We start from the raw sequence: 18,121 nt of genomic DNA on the forward strand, positions 1-18,121 counted from the left end.
TTGCGGCATCGGAAGTTCAAGCGCGCAGTGCTAATTACCTGGACGCGTCGGCGACCAAGCGCCGCGTGAAGCTACAAAGGGAATAGAGAGCCTCTCGCCACTATCGGCAAAAACCGATTAAGCGACCAGATCCGTTGCGCGGCAAAGGCCCTTGGCCTGCACTTGATCGTCAATGTGACGGGCCAAGGCGCATATCGCGTGCCTCGCATCGTTCACGAATGGGAAATCAAGTTTAATGCGCCCTTCCGATATCGCGATTGCAGCGTATTTCGCAGTATAAGCCGCATCTATTTTACCGTCGTTGTGAACAATTATGTGCCGCGCGTCCAGGAAGGGCATGGCGGCATCAATCGTCACCTGCGTCAATTCCAGGCCCAGTCGTTTGTCTATTTTTTCGATTAGCTTGATCGTGCTCCGCTCATTTTCCAGGGAACGGAAGATCGTCTCGGAAACCTTTTTGATCATCTCATTCCAAGAACCCGTCGCGAGAAGGTCGCTTAGTTTAATATCGACCTTGAGGTCACCGATTATGCGTGCAGGATCGAAGCCAGCGAGAGCGGCGACGCCTACGATCGAAGTCAAGAACTCGCCAAAATCCTCGTAAGCATCCTTGATGAAGGACCCATAGACAGTCCTTTTGAGATGGATACCCACGATTTTCCGGGAAGTCTTTGTGTTTACCCTGCCATCGAGTTTTTGATGAGTATGGGGGTTCGCATTGATAGCGACGGCCACCGTTTGGTTACTGTCCGGCGTTTGATTGATAAATTTATTGAGTAGTACATTTGAAAGCTCAAGGTCCGTCTCGTACGCGGCGATTCGAGCAACAAATCTCTGATGCACTTTCGTCTGCATGCGGCCCTCCCCATTCTCCATCGCACATATCAGTTTGCGCACCGCATCGCACTTTATCTCTAGAGGTCGCGCGAGCGGTCGTACGTCATGCGCATAGTCAGGTATCAGGCGCCGGGCGAGATCGCGACGACTGTTTCTACCGCCTTGCGGGCCGGGCGCGCGACCACCATCGATTCCTCCTCCTCGTCTTGCGGCGCGCCCCAGAATTCGGCGAGCGTCGGGCCATTTTTCAGGCGGCGGTCGCGGACCAGAAAGCCCCAGACTTCGCGGAACCAGACGCGGCGGCCCATTTTGGTGTACCAGCGCATCGAATGCCGTTGCTCCGGATCCTTGTGGAACAGGATGCGCGCCAGCGCCTTGGGCCGCGACTGCACGGCCAGTTCGATCAGCTTGACGGCGAAGAACAACATCCACGGCTTGAGGCGCGTCATCCGCAGCACCTGGTGCTTGTAGTCCCACAGGCGGGCGTCCAGCTGGATCACCTTGCGGTCCCTGGCAATCCTGAAGAACGGCGTCCAGCGGTGCGGCGTTACATAGAGCGCCTGGATCTGGTCGGGGTCATAAGCGATCAGCTGGCGGAAGCCGCGCCAGAGGTCGCGCAAACTTTCGTCCTCGAAACCGGCCACCCAGGTCGCCATCGACAAGATGCCATTGAGGCGCAGCAGCCGTATCGCCTCGCGGTCGGACGAGGTGCTGCCGCCCTTGCGGATCAATGCAAGCGTCTGCTCGTCGGTATTTTCCATGCCAAGCAGCCAGCGGATGACGCCGGCCTGGCGATAGAGATGCAGGCTGTCGGCGTCGCGGACGATGTCGTCGGCGCGGGTGGAGCCGACGATCAGCACCGGCACATTCTCGGCGATCATCGCATCGAGAAAGGCGCGCCAGGCTTTTTTGGACGACGTCGGGTTCTCGTCGGCAAGGTTGATCAGCTCGACGCCTTGCTCGCGGTATAGCCAGGCAATCTCCCGCGCGAACTTCCCGGGGTCGCGGTGCCGCCAGCGCGTCCAGAAGCCGCGCTGGCCGCAATAGTTGCACAGATGCGGACAGCCTCGCGAGAACTGCATGACTACTGCGCGCTTGCCGCCCCAATAGCTGTAGCGACTGAAGTCGATCAGTTCCCAGCCGATGCGGTAATCGTCGAAATTGGCGATCGTCCTTGCCGGCCGGGTGGCAAAAGGACGGCGCAAATCGTCAGGAAAAGCGATCCCCGCCACGTCCGACAGCGGCTTGCGTTTCTCAAGCGCTTCGGCCAGCGCGACGATTGTCGCCTCGCCCTCGCCGCGCACGATGAAGTCGAAGGCATGCGTTTCGGCCAGTATGTCGCGCCAGTGATAGGTCGGAAACACGCCGCCATAAATCAGGATTGTCGCTGGCTCGATGTCCTTGACCATGCCGGCGATCAGCAGGGCTGTCGGATGCGCAGAGGTCGAGCCGGAATGGCCGATCAGAATGCAGTCGGGATGATCGCTCAAGGCGTCCCGGACCAGCGTGGCAAGCGGCATCGGCCCGAATTCGGCATCGACGAGCCGCACCTCGTGTCCCGCGTCGATCAGCGGACCGCCCAGTGTCAGCAAGCCGAGCGGCGGCAGATGGTCGTCCGGCACACGGCTGCCGATGGCGGTATGCGGCGGGTTGATCAGGACGATTTTCATGGCGGGCCTTATGCAATGGCGGTCCGCATGTCGTAGTCGGCGATCTAGTTCCGGAGATTGGCTCGCTTCAGCAGTTTGTGTGCAGCTTTTCCGCAGAAATGCCTATCGTCTGAGATGTGCAAGCGGGACATGGCCGGGCCCCTTGATGTTCTGCAGCACAAGCTGAGTGTGTACGTCGCGCACGCCTTCGAGCCGCATCAGCCGGTGCATGACGAAGGCATTGAGCTCGTCGACCGACGGCACCATGACATGCAGCAGGAAATCGTAGTCTCCAGTCATCGTCCAGCACGACGACACCTCGTCCATGCGCTGCACGGCGGCGATAAAGGTTTCGGGCGAGCCGTCGCTGTGGGTTACGAGGCGCACCTGGATGAACACTTCGACCATCAGCCCGACGGCGCGGCGGCTGAGCACCGCAGCAAAGCCCTTTATGATGCCCGCCTGCTGAAGGGCCTCGAAGCGCCGCGCGCAAGGTGTCGTCGACAGCCCAATCTCCTGCGCCAATTCGGAGACCGGCTTGCGCCCGTCGCGCTGCAGGATGTCGAGCATCTTGATCTCGAATTCATCAAACTGAGGCATTTTCACTCTCCCAAAGCTCGATCGTGGAGTCTTTTACCTCCAACCCCGCATTTGAGCCACCATCAAAGCTGATTTGCCTCGCGCCATCCGGCTAGAATTTCCGGCAATCCGCTGATCATGATTTCCAGGGAGAGCAAGCCATGACAATGAACGTTGCCGACTATGCCCGCGAATGCGCTGCGCGAGGCCTTCGCGGCGATTATTCGGTCTGCCGTGCCGATTTCACCGTGGCGCAGGGCTACAATTATAGCGACGAAGAACAGGCGGTGTGGCGCACGCTGTGCGACCGCCAGACGAAGCTGACCAGGAAGCTCGCCCACCATTCCTATCTCGATGGCGTCGCGGCGCTCGGCCTTCTCGACAAGATCCCGGATTTCGGTGCGGTCAGTGAGAAGCTGCGCAAGCTCACCGGCTGGGAGATCGTCGCCGTGCCGGGGCTCATCCCCGCCCAGCCGTTCTTCGACCACCTCGCCAACCGCCGCTTCCCGGTCACCAACTGGCTGCGAACCCAAAAGGAGCTCGACTACATCGTCGAGCCCGACATGTTCCACGATTTCTTCGGTCACGTGCCGATCCTGACGCAGCCGGTCTTTGCCGACTTCATGCAGATGTATGGCAAAAAGGCCGACAGCGTGATTGCGCTCGGCGGCGACGAGATGATCACCAGGCTTTACTGGTACACCGTCGAATACGGGCTGATACGCGAGCCGGGCCAGCCGCTGAAGGCTTTCGGTGCCGGGCTGATGTCATCCTTCACCGAGCTTCAGTTCGCGGTCGAAGGCGGCGAGGCGCACCATGTCCCCTTCGACCTGGAAACTGTAATGCGCACCGGCTACGAGATCGACAAGTTCCAGCGTGCCTATTTCGTGCTGCCGTCGTTCGACGCCCTGCGTGATGCTTTCGAGACCGCCGATCTTGCGGCGATCGTGGCGCGCCGCAAAGGCGAGCCAGCGCTCGACCCGGCGAGCCTATAGGCTGTCGGTTATTTCCAACGCCTCGGCCTTCAGCCGGGCCAGCTGGTCGCGCTGAAGGTCGAGCGACGCCGTAACGAAGCGCAGGATCGTGGCGAGTTCAGTGTCGCTGAATGTGGCGATCACCTTTTCCCCCTCCTGCGCGATCGCGCCATAATAGCGCGTCGATAGTTCTCGCGTGAGTTCCGTCGCCTCTATGACCACCTTGCGCCTGTCCTCGAGGCTGCGCGTTCGTGTCAGCAGGCCGCGTGCCTCCAGCCGGTCGATCAGCGCGGTGACCGCGGCCGGCGTCAATCCTGTTGCGGCCGCGACCTCGCCAGCCGATCGCGGGCCGCCATAGAGCAGCGCCAGGCAATGGCGTTCCGCCGTACTCAGCCCAAGCCTATCGCCCACTGCCTCGTCATAAGCCTGCGTCGCGTCCTGCCAGCCCATAATGGCAAGGCTGATGGCGGTCTTCATGTCGGCCCGATTCATGCTTGACGAATTTATTTCGATCATCTAACTATCAATCTGTCTAACATTACGGCCATTATAGTAATATGCTGCATCAGGCGCAAGGCAAGGCCGGTCGCAGCCTGCAAGGAGTGAACCATGAATCAGACCCCAACGCGCGGCCTACTCACACCGGCCGAGGAGTTCAAATATGCCAAGCTGGCGATGGAGTGGTATGGCTGGGGCTCTCCCATTGGCCTTGGCATCGCTCTGGTGGCGCTGGCGGCGACCGCCCTGCTGTTCCGCATCGCCATCTTCGGATTTTGACCGTCTGGCAGCGGCGCGGTTGAATGCAGCAGAAGGCTTAGGGCCGAGCTCAGGCGGCTTCGGAAATATCGCGGTCGATGATCGACAGATTGCGGCCGCGATGCTTGGCCTCGTAGAGCCGCTGGTCGGCGGCGCGCATTAGCTCCGACACTGCGGCGTCTCTGCCGCAGGTGATGCCGCCAATACTGACTGTCAGCGGAACCGTTCGTTCGTCGACGGGCCGGAAACGGATACGCTCGACTTCACGGCGGATGCGCTCGGCGATGCGCCTGGCCTCGTGTTCGGTGGCACCAATCAGAAGGGCGCAGAATTCCTCGCCGCCGATGCGGCCAAGCACGTCGCCGCTGCGCACGCCACGCTCTATCGCGTTTGCGATCAGGAGCAGCGCATCGTCGCCGATCAGATGGCCGTAGCTGTCGTTGATGGTCTTGAAATGGTCGGCATCGACGATCAGCAATGCCCCGCGATCGGATTTGCCCCGGGAGCCGTCGAGAGCGGCAAAGAAACTTTCGCGGTTGAGCATGCCGGTCATGTCGTCGCGGCTCGCCTTTTCCGCCAAGCGCCTGTGCGCGGCGGCGAGTTGGGCATGGGCGCGGGCGAGCTCGCGATGCGCGGTCTGCAACCTTTCGCCCTGCCAGAACGTATAGGCGCCGACGCTCCAGGCAAGCGCGAGCGGGCACACGGTGGATGTCAGCCAAATGGTGCGATTGATCGGAAACCCCATTGCCGGCACGACGATCAGCGTCAGCAAAAGCGAGACCGCGACGGAGGCGAAAGCGATGGCGGCAGACTTTAGAAATATGCGATTCATCGCTTGCTCCCACTGGTCCGTCTTGGTTCCAGCAAAGCGCTGAATGTCACCTTTCGGCGATGCTTAAGATTTTAATCATGGCGCCATTTTTACTACCCAGGGCGCGCATAGGTTGTGGATAAACCTCCTGTTAGAAAGATCGTTTCGTGCCATAAGGACGTATGACCACACTTCCCGACCCCGCCCGCTTTGCCCATGTCACCGACTGGGTGTTCGATCTCGACAACACGCTTTATCCGCACCATTCGAATCTGTTCTCGCAGATCGATGTGAAGATGACCGCCTACGTCGGAGAATTGCTGACGCTGCCGCGCGAGGAAGCACGCAAGCTGCAAAAGGAGCTCTACCGCGAATACGGCACGACACTGAACGGATTGATGACGCGCCACGGCATCGACCCCGACGATTTTCTCGAGAAAGTGCACGACATCGATTATTCCTGGCTGGTTCCAGATCCCGTCCTCGGCACCGCCATTCGCCAGCTTCCCGGCCGTAAATTCATCTTCACCAACGGGGATCGCCGGCATGCCGAACGCACCGCGCGGCAGTTGGGCATTCTCGAGCATTTCGATGATATTTTCGATATCGTCGCAGCCGGACTGAACCCCAAGCCGGCGCGGCAATCCTATGAGAAATTTGCCGAACTCCACGCCGTTACCGGGCAAAATGCGGTGATGTTCGAAGATCTTGCCCGCAACCTGTCGGTGCCGAAATCGCTGGGCATGACCACAGTGTTGGTGGTGCCGCGCAATTTCGAGCCGACCTTCTCGGAAATCTGGGAACGCGACCCGGCCAGCGAGGACGATGTGGACTTCGTCACCGACGACCTCGCCGGCTTTCTCACGGCGATCGTGGAAGTCCCTGCTTGAGGCAGCCGGCGCGCTTCAAGTCCTTGCTTGCATGTCAAAGTTTATAGAAGCGGCTGACGATCCCCCAGGCCTCGTCGGCAGTGTCGACGAAATCGATGATATCCTGGTCGCCGGGCGTGATCGTGCCTTGCTCGGCGAGGAAATCGAGGTCGATCGCCCTTGCCCAGAAAGCCTTGCCGAACAGGATGACCGGCACGCGTTCCATGCGGCCGGTCTGGATCAGGGTCAGCGTTTCGAAGAACTCGTCCATCGTGCCGAAGCCGCCTGGAAACACCGCAACGGCCTTGGCACGCATGACGAAATGCATCTTGCGGACCGCGAAATAGTGGAAGTTGAAGCAGAGTTCCGGCGTCACGTAGGCGTTTGGCGCCTGCTCGTGCGGCAGCACGATGTTGAGACCGATCGACGGCGCGCCAACATCGTCGGCGCCACGATTGCCGGCCTCCATGACGCCCGGCCCGCCGCCGGTCACCACGACGAATTCGCGATAGTACGAGATGGCCGACTGCTGCGAGCAGAGGCGGGCGAATTTGCGCGCCTCCTCGTAATATTTGCTGTTTTGCTCGAGGTTCTTCTTCTGCGTCTCGTTCTTGGCCGCCCAGGCTTCGCCGCCGGGCTCGGGGATGCGGGCGCCGCCGAACAGGATGACGGTCGATTGGATGCCGCGCTCGGCCAGGATCATCTCCGGTTTCAGCAGTTCGAGCTGCAGCCTGACCGCGCGCAACTCGCGCCGCGTCATGAAATCGGGATCGTTCCAGGCCAGCCGGTATGTCTCCGCGCGCGTTTGCGGCGTGTCCGGCACGCTTCTCGACCGCTCCAGATCCTCGTCCGAATGCGGCAGCGGCGTCCATCCCGTCTTTTCCATGGGAGTCATATTTGCTTTACCCGTCCAATCATTCACCTGCGCCGTCCCGTGACGCTGCCGCGATTGACCCTCCCCAAGCCTTCACATAGGGTCCGCGCGACTTTCAAACAGGTTAAGGCGCCGGCCCTTAACAGCTTGGTAATGGAGCGAATTCATGTCGAAGCCCGATCTCGCGAGCCTCGAGGAGATTATCGAGAACGCCTTCGAGGAACGCGACACGATTTCGACCGCAACCCGCGGCGAGACGCGCGAGGCCATCCAATCGGCGCTCGACCTGCTCGACCGGGGCGTCGCCCGCGTCGCCGAGCGGCAGGCCGACGGCAAATGGCACGTCAACCAGTGGCTGAAGAAAGCGGTGCTGCTGTCGTTCCGGCTCACCCCGATGGAGATCATAAAGGGCGGTCCCGGTCAGGCGGTATGGTGGGACAAGGTGCCTTCGAAGTTCGACGGCTGGAGCGCCGTCGATTTTGAGAAGGCGGGCTTCCGCGCCGTGCCGTCGTCGATCGTGCGCCGCTCCGCCTATGTCGCGCCCGGCGCCGTGCTGATGCCGTCCTTCGTCAATGTCGGCGCCTATGTCGACAGCGGCACCATGGTCGACACCTGGGCTTCGGTCGGCTCCTGTGCCCAGATCGGCAAGAATGTGCATCTGTCGGGCGGCGTCGGCATCGGCGGTGTGCTGGAGCCGATGCAGGCCGGCCCAACCATCATCGAGGACAATTGTTTCATCGGTGCCCGTTCCGAAGTGGTCGAAGGGTGCATCGTTCGCGAAGGCTCGGTGCTCGGCATGGGCGTCTTCATCGGCCAGTCGACCAAGATCGTCGACCGCGCCACCGGCGAGATCTTCTACGGCGAGGTGCCGCCTAATTCCGTCGTCGTCGCCGGCTCGCTGCCGGGCAAGCCTTTTCCAAACAACGAACCCGGCCCCAGCCTCTACTGCGCCGTCATCGTCAAGCGGGTCGACGCCAGAACCCGTTCCAAGACATCGATCAACGAATTGCTGCGCGATTGATCTTTCCCCACGAATACGGACGGAATTCGCTTGCCTGACAGATCAGACCTCATCTGGCTTTTCTTCAGAACTTCGGGCCGCGTCAGCCGCGCGGCCTATTTTCTGGGAGGACTGCTGGTGGCCATCATACAAGCCCTCCCACTCTACCGTTTCACGCTGGTTCCGGAAGGCACTACCGAGAGCAACATGTGGTCGTTCATTTTCTTCATCGCCTTCATTGCCTCGCTTTGGTCGAACGTGGTGCTGGCGGTGAAGCGGTTGCATGACCTCGACAAGCCGGGTGTTGCGGCGCTGGTGCTGTTCGTGCCGGTTGTCTCGATTATCGCTTTCCTCGCGCTTTGCCTGTTTCCCGGGCGGCCGGGACCCAACCGCTACGGCAAGCGCACCAACGCCCCGGCCGAACCCTGAGCACCGATCGGACATTTCGTCATGCGCTACCGCTCGCTTGATCCGAAACTGATCCTCGAAACCGCCGAACGGCTGGAAGGGCGCGTCGCCGAGCGCTTTCCCGATGCAGGCTTGCGCGGCGTCGCCGCCGAGCTCGTGTCGCTGTCGCGCGATCTGGCAAAGGCAGCCAAGGCGCTGGAGGCGCCGATCTGGTGGCTGCGCGGCCTCATCATCGCCGCCTTCGTCGTCGGAGCGCTGATGTTCCTGTTCGTCGGCACAATCCTGCCGCTCGGCCGCATCTCGGGAAACCACGATGCCTTCCAGTCGGTGCAAGGCATCGAAGCCTCCCTCAACATGATCATCCTCGCGGTGCTGGGCTTCCTGGCCCTGATTCGCTCCGAGGAGCGGATCAAGCGCAAGCGGGTGTTTCGCCAGCTCCACGGGCTGCGGTCGCTGATCCACGTCATCGACATGCACCAGCTGACCAAGGATCCGGCAACGCTTTCAGCCAGTTTCAAGCCGACTGCGCATTCGCCAGCCCGCATCACCAACGCCGCCGACCTTGCCCGCTATCTCGACTACTGCTCCGAAATGCTGTCGATCACCGGCAAGATCGCCGCGCTGTTCGCGCAATCGGTGAATGACGCCGTGGTCATCGACGGCGTCAATGACATCGAGAACCTGGCTTCGAACCTCTCGCGAAAGATCTGGCAGAAGATCACGCTGATCGAAACCCCTCATGGGCAGCCGGCACGTGCGGCGAAGACCGATCCCGAGCCGGGCCCGCCGCGCCGGCCTGCAGTCCGCAGACGACCGGGGCCGGCAAGCTAAAGCCGGCGACCCGGCGACAGATCCGCTAGAACGGTTCATCGTTTCGCAGAAACGCCGAACCGCTCTATCTTTTTGTTTTGACGCAATTCCGGACGGAAAACCGCTTCACACTTTTCCTGGAATTGCTCCAGAGCGGCGGAGCGGGGAGTTCCGAAAGCCCGGTTTTGCGCCGGATGCTCTAAGCGAATGTTAATCACCCTGGCCCAGCATGCCGGCGAAGACTGTGTCGACCGGCACGGAGCGCTCGACTGGCAAGCGACCTATCCCTGATCACCAAGGAGCCGCGCAAAACGTGGAGCGCCGCCGCTCGCCTATTTGCCTGGTTCTCTTCGCCGATGAAATTGGAACCGGAAGCTGTCCGCGCCCGGCTTCTCGACACCACCTTCGACCGCAAATTCGCAGTCCTGTTCGGCACCATCAGCGTTCTGTTGGTTGCAGTCAGCGCCGCTCTTGCCACCGGGGATTGGTGGCCCTACGCCTGGATTGCCGCCGACCTGATGCTTTTCACCGTCCGCGTGCTGCTGATGCGGGAATGCGAGCAGGCCCGCAGGCGCGGCTCGAAAGGGCCGCTGGCGGGCCTGATGGCAGCCAGCGGCGTCTGGTCGGTCGTTTTCGGCCTCGGCTGCTATGGCTGTGTTGCCAGCGGGAATATGGCGCTTTCCGTACTTGCCGCCTTGAATGTCGCAGGCGTCGTCGGCGTGGTGTCGTCACGCAATGCGGCGACCCCGCGCTTCGCCATGTTCGTCATGTTGGCCGTAAGCCTGCCTTACGTGGTCGGTGCATTGTTTTCTGCGGCGCCCGGAATGCCGATCGTCGGAATTCAAACGCCGTTCTATGTGGCCGGCGTCATCATCGTGCTGCTTCAGAACCACGCAATCAATGCCCGCATGATCCGCGCCGAACTGGACAATCGCGACCTGGCCATCAAGGACGCGCTGACCGGCCTGCCAAACCGCATCTTCCTGCAGGAGAAATTGCGCGACATGTGCCGCGACCTTGCGACGCCGGCCGCCAATGGCGGCAAGCCGTTTGCAGTGCTCAGCATGGATCTCGACGGTTTCAAGCAGGTCAACGACCGTTTTGGCCACGCCGTCGGCGACGTGCTGCTGCGCAAGGTGGCCGAACGATTGAAGCGCGGCTTCCGTCCGGGGGACGTGGTCTTCCGCATTGGCGGCGATGAATTTGTCATCCTTTTGCCCGCAACCTCGGAGATCGAGGCCACCTACCTGGCAAAGCGGGCCATCGAAAAGGTCTCGGTGCCCTTCGACCTCGGGGTCGGCTCCGCCATCCATGTCGGCTTGAGCGTCGGCAGCGCATGCGCACCCGCCGACGGAGGCGATCCGGAAATCCTGCTCACCTGTTCCGACCATGCGCTCTACGAAGCCAAGCGCACCGGCAAGGGCCGTTACTGGGCGCCTGTGCGGGCTACGATCTGACGGTCGCAGCGACAGCTTCCGGCGACAGGCAGGGCGATCCGCGCCTCTTCTGCTCGGCCGCGCGCACCAGTGCCGTGACATGCTTCAGCAACGGCGCCGGCGTGCCGGCCTTTTCGGCCAAACGCAGGACCGCGCCTTGCAGTTCGCCGATCTCCGTCGGCCGGCGGCGCTGAAGGTCATCCCACATCGACGAACGCGCGGCCGGATCGATGGCAAGCATCCGCCGCGCCAAGAACTTGAACAGCCAGTCGGGCAGGCGAAGCACTTTCGGCAGCAGCGCGGGACGCAGGCCGGCGATGCGAGCGGGTTCGATGCCTGTCGCCATCATTGCCGCCAATGCTTCGTCGATCTGGCCGGCCAGGATCAGCCGCCAGCGGCGATCGGCAAGCTCTGCCGCCAGCGGCAGGCCGGAAAGCGCCACCAGCGCGTTGTTGAGGTTGAGCAGCAGCTTGCCCCATAGCACCGCTTCGATGTCACCATGCGTGGCGACGGCAAAGCCCTCGACGTCAAGCAGTTCGTCAAGGCCTGTCGGACCCTGTTCGATCATCACCTTGCCGCCGCTGGCGCGGTGCAGGCGAAGCGGCAATTCGCCCTCCGCCGATTGGACCACGTTGAACGGCACCATGCCCGCGAGCACCCGCCGGGCGGCGAGATGGGCTCGCAACTTATCGGCATTGTCGACGCCGTTCTGCAGACTGAGTATCACCGCATCCGGTCGGGCATGGGCCGCAATAAGCCCGGCCATGTCCTGCGTCGCGCCGCTCTTGACCGTTAGCAGGATGACATCGGCACCGGGGAATGCCGCGGCCGGATCGGCGGTGACCGACAATGCCTCCGGCTTGACGGATCGGTCGCGGCCATCACGGTCGGTGATGTGCAATCCACCTTTTTGCAGCACCTTCTCGATGCGCGGCCGCGCCAGCAGAACCACCCTTCGCCCGGCAAGTATCAGGCAGCCGCCGGCGTAGCATCCGATACTGCCGGCACCGGCGATTACGATCGTCCTGCCATGCGTGATCATGCGATGGCCCTGTCCTGGTCGAGAGGCCTTGCCGCAACTATACGGCATGAAAACCATAATGTCGGCGGCATGGCTGGCCCTTATGTCTGGCCGTGACAGGCCTTGCGCTTTCGACTATCGCTTTTGCCCATGACGCTGCCTACCAATCCGACCAGAAATCTGGCTGCTCTCATCCGCTGCGCTTCCGTGACGCCCGCCGAAGGCGGTGCGCTGAGCGCGCTGGAAGAAATGTTGAAGCCGCTCGGCTTTGCCGTCGAGCGCCCGGTGTTTTCCGAATCCGGCACACCTGACATAGAGAACCTTTACGCGCGGCGTTCCGGCAACGGCCCGCATCTGATGTTTGCCGGCCATGCCGATGTGGTGCCGGTGGGCGATGAAACAGCCTGGACGCACCCACCCTTTGGCGCCGAGATCGCCAATGGCGAGATGTTCGGCCGCGGCGCCGTCGACATGAAGGGCGGCATTGCTTGTTTCGTCGCGGCGGTAGCGCGACATATCGCGCAGAAGGGCGGCCCGAACGGGTCGGTCTCGCTGCTGATCACCGGTGATGAGGAAGGGCCGGCGATCAACGGCACGACGAAGCTGCTCGAATGGGCGGCCGCCAAGGGTGAGAAATGGCATGCTGCGATCGTCGGCGAGCCGACCAATCCCGACGCGCTCGGCGATATGATCAAGATCGGCCGGCGCGGCTCGCTCTCCGGTACGGTCGTCGTCAACGGCCGCCAGGGACACGCCGCCTATCCGCAGCTAGCCGACAATCCCGTGCGCGGCCTGGTGACGCTGGTCGACGCCTTGCTTGACCCCGTCTTCGACAACGGAACAAGGGATTTCCAGCCGACCAATCTTGAGGTCACCTCCATCGATGTTGGCAACCCTGCCACCAACGTCATCCCGGCGAAGGCAGCGGCTACTTTTAATATTCGCTTCAACGACACATGGACTGCCGAGACGATCCAGGCCGAGATCCACAACCGCCTCGACCGGGCGGCGAAACGCAAGAAATACCGCGCCGGCAAGAAGACGCCGGTCGACTACGAGATCGTCTGGCGCGACGGGCCGAGCCATGTTTTCCTGACACGCGACGACAGGTTGATCGAGACGCTTGGCGGCTCGATCAAGGCGGTGACCGGCAGAAAGCCGGCGCTCTCCACCTCTGGCGGCACCTCCGATGCCCGCTTCATCAAGGATTATTGTCCGGTGGTCGAATTCGGACTGGTCGGCAAGACCATGCACATGGTCGACGAACGCGTGGCGATTGCCGACCTCGAGACGCTGACGCAGATTTATCTGCGCTTCGTTGAAGACTGGTTTGCGCAGGACATATCCTAGTGATGCTTTCAGCGGATGAAACCTACGCTTCGCTTGCCGGTGCCTGGCGGCTGATGCTCGGCAAGGCCGACGGATTTCGCCTGCTCGACCTTTCGGCGGACGGTTTCTGGAACTCCTTTTTTGCCATCGTTGTCGCGGCGCCGGCACTGATCGTCGGCTGGGTCGGTATTGCCAACGAGATCGGCGATCCCAACGCATTCGTCGGCCGTTTCAGCATGTTGATCCGCCTGGCCACCGTCGATATCGGCGCCTGGGTGCTGCCGCTCATAGGCCTCGCCCTGGTGGCGCCGCGGGTCGGCGTCGGCGGCCGTTTCGTCCATTATGTCGTGGCCAGCAATTGGGCCTCGGCGATCATCGCCTGGATGATGCTGCCATCGGCGTTGATCCGGCTTTTCCTGACGTCGGCCAACGAAGTCTCCGGACTCGTGTCGCTGCTGTTGTTCGCGCTGTCGATGGTATTGACTTGGCGGATGACCAACGTTGCGATCGGCAGGGGTGCGGCCACCGGCAGCGCCGTTTTTGCCGGCATGTTCGTGGCGTCGCTGATCGTCCTGTTCGGCCTGCAGGCGCTGCTCGGGATCAGCGTTCCGGATCAGCCAGGCGTCGGATAATCGACGCCGACGAGAAACAGCCCGTCGGGCGGCGCCACCTGACCGCAGGCCGCACGGTCGCGCGCCTCAAGCGCCGCCTTGAGGTCGGCAACAGTCCAGCCGCCTTCGCCGACACGTTTGAGCGAGCCGACCATCGAGCGCACCTGGTTGTGCAGGAATGACCGCGCCGAAGCGCGGACCTCAATGAAATCGCCCGCCCGGCTGACATCCAGCCGGTCGAGCGTGCGGACGGGGCTGGTGGCTTGGCACTGGGTCGAGCGGAAGGTGGTGAAATCATGCCGGCCAAGCAGCACCTTTGCCGCCTCGTGCATGGCACCGGCATCGAGCTGCTTCGGTACCCACCAGATCTTGCCCTTGTCGAGCGCCGCCGGCGCGCGGCGATTGACGATGCGGTAGAGGTAATGGCGGCCGATCGCCGAGAAACGCGCATCGAAGCCATCCGGCACGACGGCGGCCTTCAGGATGGCGATGCGCACCTTGGCCGCTTGCAGATGCGCGTTGACGGCGTCGCGCACCTTGTCGCCGGGCCATGCCTTGATCAGATCGACATGCGCCACCTGAGCGGTCGCATGGACGCCGGCATCGGTGCGGCCGGCGGCGCGCAGCGAAACCTGCTGACCACAGAACTTCTCGATCGCCTGCTCGATCGCCTGCTGCACCGATGGCTGGTTGGCCTGGCGCTGCCAGCCGGCGAAGAGACTGCCGTCATATTCGATGTCGAGGCGAAAACGCGGCATTCCCGGATCGAGGCGAAATCAGGCGGCGAGGGCTGAGCCGAAGGCCGAGGCGTAGACCAGCCTGCCGGTCTCCGGCGCCTCGCCCCAGGCAAGCGCCTGCAGGGCTTCGCCCTGATAGTCGCTGTCGAATTTCGCGGCACGGGCACGGCTGTAGCCGAAACGGCCATAGTAAGCCGGATCGCCGAGCACCACGGCGAGCGTCTCGCCAGCAGCCTTCAGGCGGATATGAGCCTCGCGTACCAGGGCACCGCCGATGCCGGTGCCGTGGAACGACGGCTCGACCGCCAAAGGAGCCAAAGCCACCGCCGGGAAGCTCTTGCCGCCATTCTGCACGAAAAGCCGTGAAAACAGGATATGGCCGACCACTTGCCCGTCTTCGTCCGCCACCAGTTCGACGACGGCATCACCGCCGGTGACCAGCGCGTCGACCAGTCCGGCCTCCGTCTGCTGGCCGAATGCGTGTTCTTCGACAAGGCGGATCGCCTCGCGGTCCCGCGGCGTCGCCGCGCGTATGGACATCATGCTCATGACAATTTCATTCCTTTTTCGAGCTTGGCCCCGCGCAGAAACTCCTGCGCGGCAATGGGCCTTCCGCCCGCACGTTGAACTTCGACCAGCCTGATCGCGCCTGACCCGCAGGCGACCGTCAGTCGGTCATCGAGAATTCCTCCCGGTTCGCCGGCGCCTTGCGAGAGCGTCGAGCGAAGCAGTTTCAGCCGTTCCACGCGGCCGCCGATTTCGGCCTCGCACCATGCACCGGGAAAGGGCGACAGGCCGCGAATCTGGTTGTGCACGTCGCCGGCAGGTCGCAGCCAGTCTATGCGAGTCTCCGATTTATCGATTTTCTTGGCGTAGGTCACCCCCACCTCCGCCTGTGTGGTAAATGTCAGCGTATTCCGCTCCAGCCGTTCGAGCGCTTGCACCATCAGCGCAGCACCGAGGACCATCAGCCGGTCGTGCAGATCGCCGGCCGTCATGTCGGGACCAATGGGACATTTTTCAACCATTGCCACCGGGCCGGTGTCGAGGCCTTCCTCCATCCGCATCACCATAATGCCCGTTTCGGTATCGCCGGCCATGATGGCGCGCTGGATAGGGGCAGCGCCGCGCCAGCGCGGCAATAGCGATGCGTGACCGTTGAGGCAACCGAGCCGCGGCGCCTCGAGAATGGGTTTGGGCAGAAGCAGCCCGTAGGCGACGACCACGGCGACGTCGGCACCCAAGGCGCGGAACGCCTCCTGCTCCGCCTCGCCCTTCAGCGACACCGGCGACCGCACCTCGATGCCAAGCCGCTCCGCCTCGCGCTGCACCGGCGACGGCGTCAGTTCGAGCCCGCGCCGGCCGCCGGCGCGCGGCGGCTGCGTGTAGACGGCTGCCAACTCGTGCCCGGCCCCGGCAATCGCCCGCAGCGTCGGCACGGAGAATTCGGGCGTACCCATGAAGATGACACGCAGGGGCATTCGTCGACGCCTACCCCACCATCTTGCCCGGCGCCTTGTCCCTGGCGAGCTTCTTGAATTTCTTGACCACCATGTCGCGCTTCAGCTTGGAGATGTAATCGATGAACAGCACGCCGTTGAGGTGGTCGATTTCATGCTGCAGGCAGGTCGCCATCAGGCCCTCGGCCTCGATCTCCTGCAGCTTGCCGTCGCGATCGAGATATTTCACCCGCACCGCCGCGGGGCGCTCGACCTCGGCATAGTAGTCCGGGATCGACAGACAGCCTTCCTCGTAGACCGAACGCTGGTCGGAGCTTTCAAGGATTTCGGGATTGATGAAGACGTGCGGTGCCGGCGTCTCGTCCTCTTTGGCCAGGTCGATCACCAGCATGCGCAAGGGTTCGCCGACCTGGATCGCTGCGAGGCCGATGCCGGGCGCGTCGTACATGGTGTCCAGCATGTCGCCGGCCAGTTTGCGCAAATCGCCATCGACACGCTCGACCGGTTTTGAAACCTGGCGCAGGACGGGATCGGGGAGGATGATAAGCGGCTTGATCGACATGGCGTCTCACCTAAGACGTCGCAGGAAAAGCGTCAACCGGGGCGCCTCCGGGCCGTTCACGTTTTGATCTGTGCCGACGTTCCGAATCATCTATGCTGTCGGCATGAACGAACTGGCCACCATCCTGTCCGAACCTGTCGCCCGCCTCGGCGCCACCACACTCACCCTCGGCCATGTCCTGGGTTTCGGTGCAATGCTGTTCCTCGGTCTGTTCGTGGCGTTGGTCATTGCGCTGTGGCGATCGGCCAAGGCGCGTGCGGTAGCGGCCGCGGAAGCCGCCGACCATGCCCGCGACGCCGAGGCGCGGATGGCCGGCATTCTGCAATCCCAAGCGGAAATGCAGGGCCGCATGGGCGCCATCGCCGAAGTGTTCGGGGCGCGCCAGGCGGAACTGACACAGTCGATCGGCCAGCGCCTCGATGCCATGACCGGCCGCCTGGGCCAGACCATGACCGAGCAGACGAGATCGACGCATGAGAGCCTCGCCAAGCTGCAGGAACGGCTGGCGGTCATCGATATCGCGCAAGGCAACATCCAGTCGCTGGCCGGCCAGGTCGTGCAATTGCAGGCGATCCTTTCCAACAAGCAGACGCGCGGCGCCTTCGGCCAGTCGCGTATGGAAGCCATCGTCGCCGACGGATTGCCGCACGGCGCCTATGAATTCCAGGCGACCTTGTCGAATGGCAGCCGGCCCGATTGCCTGGTGAAGATGCCGAACGGCGCACCGTCGCTTGCCATCGATGCAAAGTTTCCGCTCGAGGCCTGGAATGCCATCCGGGCCGCCGAAGGCGCCGAACTGCAGAAGACCGCCGCACAGGCTTTCCGCCGCGACATCGAGGTGCATGTCCGCGATATTTCCGAAAAATACCTGATCCAGGGCGAGACGCAGGACACCGCCTTCATGTTCGTGCCTTCGGAATCGGTGTTCGCCGAAATCCACGAGAATTTCGAGGCCGTTGTCCAGAAGGCGCATCGCTCACGGATCGTCATCGTCTCGCCATCGCTTTTGATGCTGTCGATCCAGGTCATCCAGGCGATCCTCAAGGATGCCCGCATGCGCGAGCAGGCACACCTGATCCAGGGCGAGGTTATCCGGCTGATGGAAGACGTCTCCCGGCTAGACGAGCGGGTGCGCAAATTGCAGACGCATTTCGGCCAATCGGCCAAGGATATCGACGACATTCTGGTCTCGACATCGAAGGTGACCAGGCGCGGACAAAAGATCGAGGCGCTGGAGTTTGGCGTGCAGCCGGCGGAGGACACCGCTGGTTCGAATGGCAGCGGAGCAAAAGCGGAAAGCAGCCCGCGCGTCGCCGATTCGAAAACCGGGCAGTTGAGGCTAAGGGTCGTCGAAGGCGACGATTGAGGCCTGCGCCGGAACCGGAGGCTTCGCCCCGG

The 18,121-nt window shown here is 62.5% G+C and carries 21 protein-coding genes; 10 read left to right on the forward strand and 11 right to left on the reverse strand.

What is annotated here, in order from left to right; all coding sequences use genetic code 11:
- Positions 1-117: 117 nt before the first annotated feature.
- The 3 genes from NKI25_RS12765 to NKI25_RS12775 form a co-directional block, all read right to left on the reverse strand.
- Positions 118-855: a hypothetical protein gene (locus NKI25_RS12765; protein ID WP_352634813.1), complete on the reverse strand. Its 738-nt coding sequence runs from the start codon at positions 853-855 to the stop codon at positions 118-120.
- Positions 856-959: 104 nt separating this feature from the next.
- Positions 960-2,507, reverse strand: a complete 1,548-nt coding sequence (gene bchE / locus NKI25_RS12770; RefSeq protein WP_352998543.1) for a magnesium-protoporphyrin IX monomethyl ester anaerobic oxidative cyclase — start codon at positions 2,505-2,507, stop codon at positions 960-962.
- Between the two features lie 102 nt (positions 2,508-2,609).
- Positions 2,610-3,086, reverse strand: coding sequence for an Lrp/AsnC family transcriptional regulator (locus NKI25_RS12775; RefSeq protein ID WP_023677481.1), 477 nt, complete (start codon positions 3,084-3,086; stop codon positions 2,610-2,612).
- A gap of 140 nt (positions 3,087-3,226) precedes the next feature.
- On the opposite strand from NKI25_RS12775, the gene phhA reads away from it, so the two are divergent.
- Positions 3,227-4,060, forward strand: coding sequence for a phenylalanine 4-monooxygenase (gene phhA, locus NKI25_RS12780; RefSeq protein WP_352568518.1), 834 nt, complete (start codon positions 3,227-3,229; stop codon positions 4,058-4,060).
- On the opposite strand, the gene NKI25_RS12785 is transcribed toward phhA, so the two are convergent.
- Complete coding sequence (locus tag NKI25_RS12785) at positions 4,055-4,555, reverse strand: MarR family winged helix-turn-helix transcriptional regulator (protein WP_352588555.1); 501 nt, start codon at positions 4,553-4,555, stop codon at positions 4,055-4,057. The two genes, phhA and NKI25_RS12785, sit on opposite strands and share 6 nt — an antisense overlap.
- A 93-nt stretch (positions 4,556-4,648) precedes the next feature.
- Between NKI25_RS12785 and NKI25_RS12790 the strand changes: the two genes are divergently transcribed.
- On the forward strand, positions 4,649-4,816 hold the full coding sequence (locus tag NKI25_RS12790; RefSeq protein WP_352998544.1) for a hypothetical protein: 168 nt from the start codon (positions 4,649-4,651) through the stop codon (positions 4,814-4,816).
- Between the two features lie 49 nt (positions 4,817-4,865).
- Here the strand turns inward: NKI25_RS12790 and NKI25_RS12795 are convergent, their stop codons facing one another.
- Entirely contained in the window at positions 4,866-5,627 is a 762-nt protein-coding gene (locus NKI25_RS12795; protein ID WP_352998545.1) for a GGDEF domain-containing protein, read from the reverse strand.
- Positions 5,628-5,788: 161 nt separating this feature from the next.
- On the opposite strand from NKI25_RS12795, the gene NKI25_RS12800 reads away from it, so the two are divergent.
- Positions 5,789-6,496 (forward strand): pyrimidine 5'-nucleotidase, encoded by a 708-nt coding sequence (locus NKI25_RS12800; RefSeq protein ID WP_352588561.1) that lies wholly within the window; start codon positions 5,789-5,791, stop codon positions 6,494-6,496.
- A 34-nt stretch (positions 6,497-6,530) separates the two neighbouring features.
- On the opposite strand, the gene NKI25_RS12805 is transcribed toward NKI25_RS12800, so the two are convergent.
- On the reverse strand, positions 6,531-7,370 hold the full coding sequence (locus NKI25_RS12805) for an LOG family protein (protein ID WP_352588564.1): 840 nt from the start codon (positions 7,368-7,370) through the stop codon (positions 6,531-6,533).
- A 145-nt stretch (positions 7,371-7,515) separates the two neighbouring features.
- Between NKI25_RS12805 and dapD the strand changes: the two genes are divergently transcribed.
- From dapD to NKI25_RS12825, 4 genes are all read left to right on the forward strand, one after another.
- Entirely contained in the window at positions 7,516-8,370 is an 855-nt protein-coding gene (gene dapD, locus NKI25_RS12810) for a 2,3,4,5-tetrahydropyridine-2,6-dicarboxylate N-succinyltransferase (RefSeq protein ID WP_023677474.1), read from the forward strand.
- Between the two features lie 30 nt (positions 8,371-8,400).
- Complete coding sequence (locus NKI25_RS12815) at positions 8,401-8,778, forward strand: DUF805 domain-containing protein (RefSeq protein ID WP_352588567.1); 378 nt, start codon at positions 8,401-8,403, stop codon at positions 8,776-8,778.
- 21 nt (positions 8,779-8,799) lie between these two features.
- Positions 8,800-9,588 (forward strand): hypothetical protein, encoded by a 789-nt coding sequence (locus NKI25_RS12820; protein ID WP_352455973.1) that lies wholly within the window; start codon positions 8,800-8,802, stop codon positions 9,586-9,588.
- Positions 9,589-9,923: 335 nt separating this feature from the next.
- Entirely contained in the window at positions 9,924-11,024 is a 1,101-nt protein-coding gene (locus NKI25_RS12825; protein ID WP_352588570.1) for a GGDEF domain-containing protein, read from the forward strand.
- Here the strand turns inward: NKI25_RS12825 and NKI25_RS12830 are convergent.
- A complete protein-coding gene (locus tag NKI25_RS12830) occupies positions 11,014-12,045 on the reverse strand; it encodes a 2-dehydropantoate 2-reductase (RefSeq protein WP_352588573.1) in 1,032 nt (343 codons plus the stop codon). The two genes, NKI25_RS12825 and NKI25_RS12830, sit on opposite strands and share 11 nt — an antisense overlap.
- 129 nt (positions 12,046-12,174) lie before the next feature.
- Here NKI25_RS12830 and dapE point away from each other — a divergent pair, with 129 nt between their 5' ends.
- Together dapE and NKI25_RS12840 are read left to right on the forward strand one after the other, a co-directional pair.
- Positions 12,175-13,374 (forward strand): succinyl-diaminopimelate desuccinylase, encoded by a 1,200-nt coding sequence (gene dapE, locus NKI25_RS12835; protein ID WP_352844940.1) that lies wholly within the window; start codon positions 12,175-12,177, stop codon positions 13,372-13,374.
- 2 nt (positions 13,375-13,376) lie between these two features.
- The gene (locus tag NKI25_RS12840) at positions 13,377-13,985 is read left to right on the forward strand and encodes a transporter (RefSeq protein WP_352455970.1); all 609 of its coding nucleotides are present in this window, start codon (positions 13,377-13,379) and stop codon (positions 13,983-13,985) included.
- Here the strand turns inward: NKI25_RS12840 and truA are convergent.
- Genes truA through def form a run of 4 tightly spaced genes read right to left on the reverse strand, consistent with a single transcriptional unit; the run spans position 13,967 to position 16,723 of the window.
- Positions 13,967-14,722 carry a tRNA pseudouridine(38-40) synthase TruA gene (gene truA / locus NKI25_RS12845; RefSeq protein ID WP_352568526.1) on the reverse strand — a complete coding sequence of 252 codons (756 nt, stop codon included), beginning with the start codon at positions 14,720-14,722 and terminating at the stop codon, positions 13,967-13,969. The genes NKI25_RS12840 and truA overlap by 19 nt on opposite strands.
- 18 nt (positions 14,723-14,740) lie before the next feature.
- Entirely contained in the window at positions 14,741-15,250 is a 510-nt protein-coding gene (locus tag NKI25_RS12850; protein ID WP_352568527.1) for a GNAT family N-acetyltransferase, read from the reverse strand.
- On the reverse strand, positions 15,247-16,176 hold the full coding sequence (gene fmt, locus NKI25_RS12855; protein ID WP_352691558.1) for a methionyl-tRNA formyltransferase: 930 nt from the start codon (positions 16,174-16,176) through the stop codon (positions 15,247-15,249). The genes NKI25_RS12850 and fmt overlap by 4 nt, the downstream gene beginning before the upstream one ends.
- Positions 16,177-16,192: 16 nt before the next feature.
- Positions 16,193-16,723: a peptide deformylase gene (def, locus tag NKI25_RS12860; RefSeq protein ID WP_352455964.1), complete on the reverse strand. Its 531-nt coding sequence runs from the start codon at positions 16,721-16,723 to the stop codon at positions 16,193-16,195.
- 103 nt (positions 16,724-16,826) lie between these two features.
- Here def and NKI25_RS12865 point away from each other — a divergent pair, with 103 nt between their 5' ends.
- Complete coding sequence (locus NKI25_RS12865; RefSeq protein ID WP_352691418.1) at positions 16,827-18,089, forward strand: DNA recombination protein RmuC; 1,263 nt, start codon at positions 16,827-16,829, stop codon at positions 18,087-18,089.
- The last annotated feature ends 32 nt before the right edge of the window (positions 18,090-18,121 follow it).

The sequence above is a fragment of the Mesorhizobium sp. M0808 genome (assembly GCF_040320025.1).
Classification (GTDB): domain Bacteria; phylum Pseudomonadota; class Alphaproteobacteria; order Rhizobiales; family Rhizobiaceae; genus Mesorhizobium.

Coding starts and splice junctions, on each gene's coding strand:
- NKI25_RS12775 (WP_023677481.1), bottom strand. CDS start 3,086: ATGCCTCAGTTTGATGAATTCGAGATCAAGATGCTCGACATCCTGCAG.
- NKI25_RS12865 (WP_352691418.1), top strand. CDS start 16,827: ATGAACGAACTGGCCACCATCCTGTCCGAACCTGTCGCCCGCCTCGGC.
- NKI25_RS12830 (WP_352588573.1), bottom strand. CDS start 12,045: ATGATCACGCATGGCAGGACGATCGTAATCGCCGGTGCCGGCAGTATC.
- NKI25_RS12800 (WP_352588561.1), top strand. CDS start 5,789: ATGACCACACTTCCCGACCCCGCCCGCTTTGCCCATGTCACCGACTGG.
- NKI25_RS12765 (WP_352634813.1), bottom strand. CDS start 855: ATGCAGACGAAAGTGCATCAGAGATTTGTTGCTCGAATCGCCGCGTAC.
- bchE (WP_352998543.1), bottom strand. CDS start 2,507: ATGAAAATCGTCCTGATCAACCCGCCGCATACCGCCATCGGCAGCCGT.
- truA (WP_352568526.1), bottom strand. CDS start 14,722: ATGCCGCGTTTTCGCCTCGACATCGAATATGACGGCAGTCTCTTCGCC.
- def (WP_352455964.1), bottom strand. CDS start 16,723: ATGTCGATCAAGCCGCTTATCATCCTCCCCGATCCCGTCCTGCGCCAG.
- NKI25_RS12790 (WP_352998544.1), top strand. CDS start 4,649: ATGAATCAGACCCCAACGCGCGGCCTACTCACACCGGCCGAGGAGTTC.
- NKI25_RS12785 (WP_352588555.1), bottom strand. CDS start 4,555: ATGATCGAAATAAATTCGTCAAGCATGAATCGGGCCGACATGAAGACC.
- NKI25_RS12805 (WP_352588564.1), bottom strand. CDS start 7,370: ATGACTCCCATGGAAAAGACGGGATGGACGCCGCTGCCGCATTCGGAC.
- dapE (WP_352844940.1), top strand. CDS start 12,175: ATGACGCTGCCTACCAATCCGACCAGAAATCTGGCTGCTCTCATCCGC.
- phhA (WP_352568518.1), top strand. CDS start 3,227: ATGACAATGAACGTTGCCGACTATGCCCGCGAATGCGCTGCGCGAGGC.
- dapD (WP_023677474.1), top strand. CDS start 7,516: ATGTCGAAGCCCGATCTCGCGAGCCTCGAGGAGATTATCGAGAACGCC.
- NKI25_RS12820 (WP_352455973.1), top strand. CDS start 8,800: ATGCGCTACCGCTCGCTTGATCCGAAACTGATCCTCGAAACCGCCGAA.
- NKI25_RS12825 (WP_352588570.1), top strand. CDS start 9,924: ATGAAATTGGAACCGGAAGCTGTCCGCGCCCGGCTTCTCGACACCACC.
- NKI25_RS12840 (WP_352455970.1), top strand. CDS start 13,377: ATGCTTTCAGCGGATGAAACCTACGCTTCGCTTGCCGGTGCCTGGCGG.
- NKI25_RS12795 (WP_352998545.1), bottom strand. CDS start 5,627: ATGAATCGCATATTTCTAAAGTCTGCCGCCATCGCTTTCGCCTCCGTC.
- NKI25_RS12850 (WP_352568527.1), bottom strand. CDS start 15,250: ATGAGCATGATGTCCATACGCGCGGCGACGCCGCGGGACCGCGAGGCG.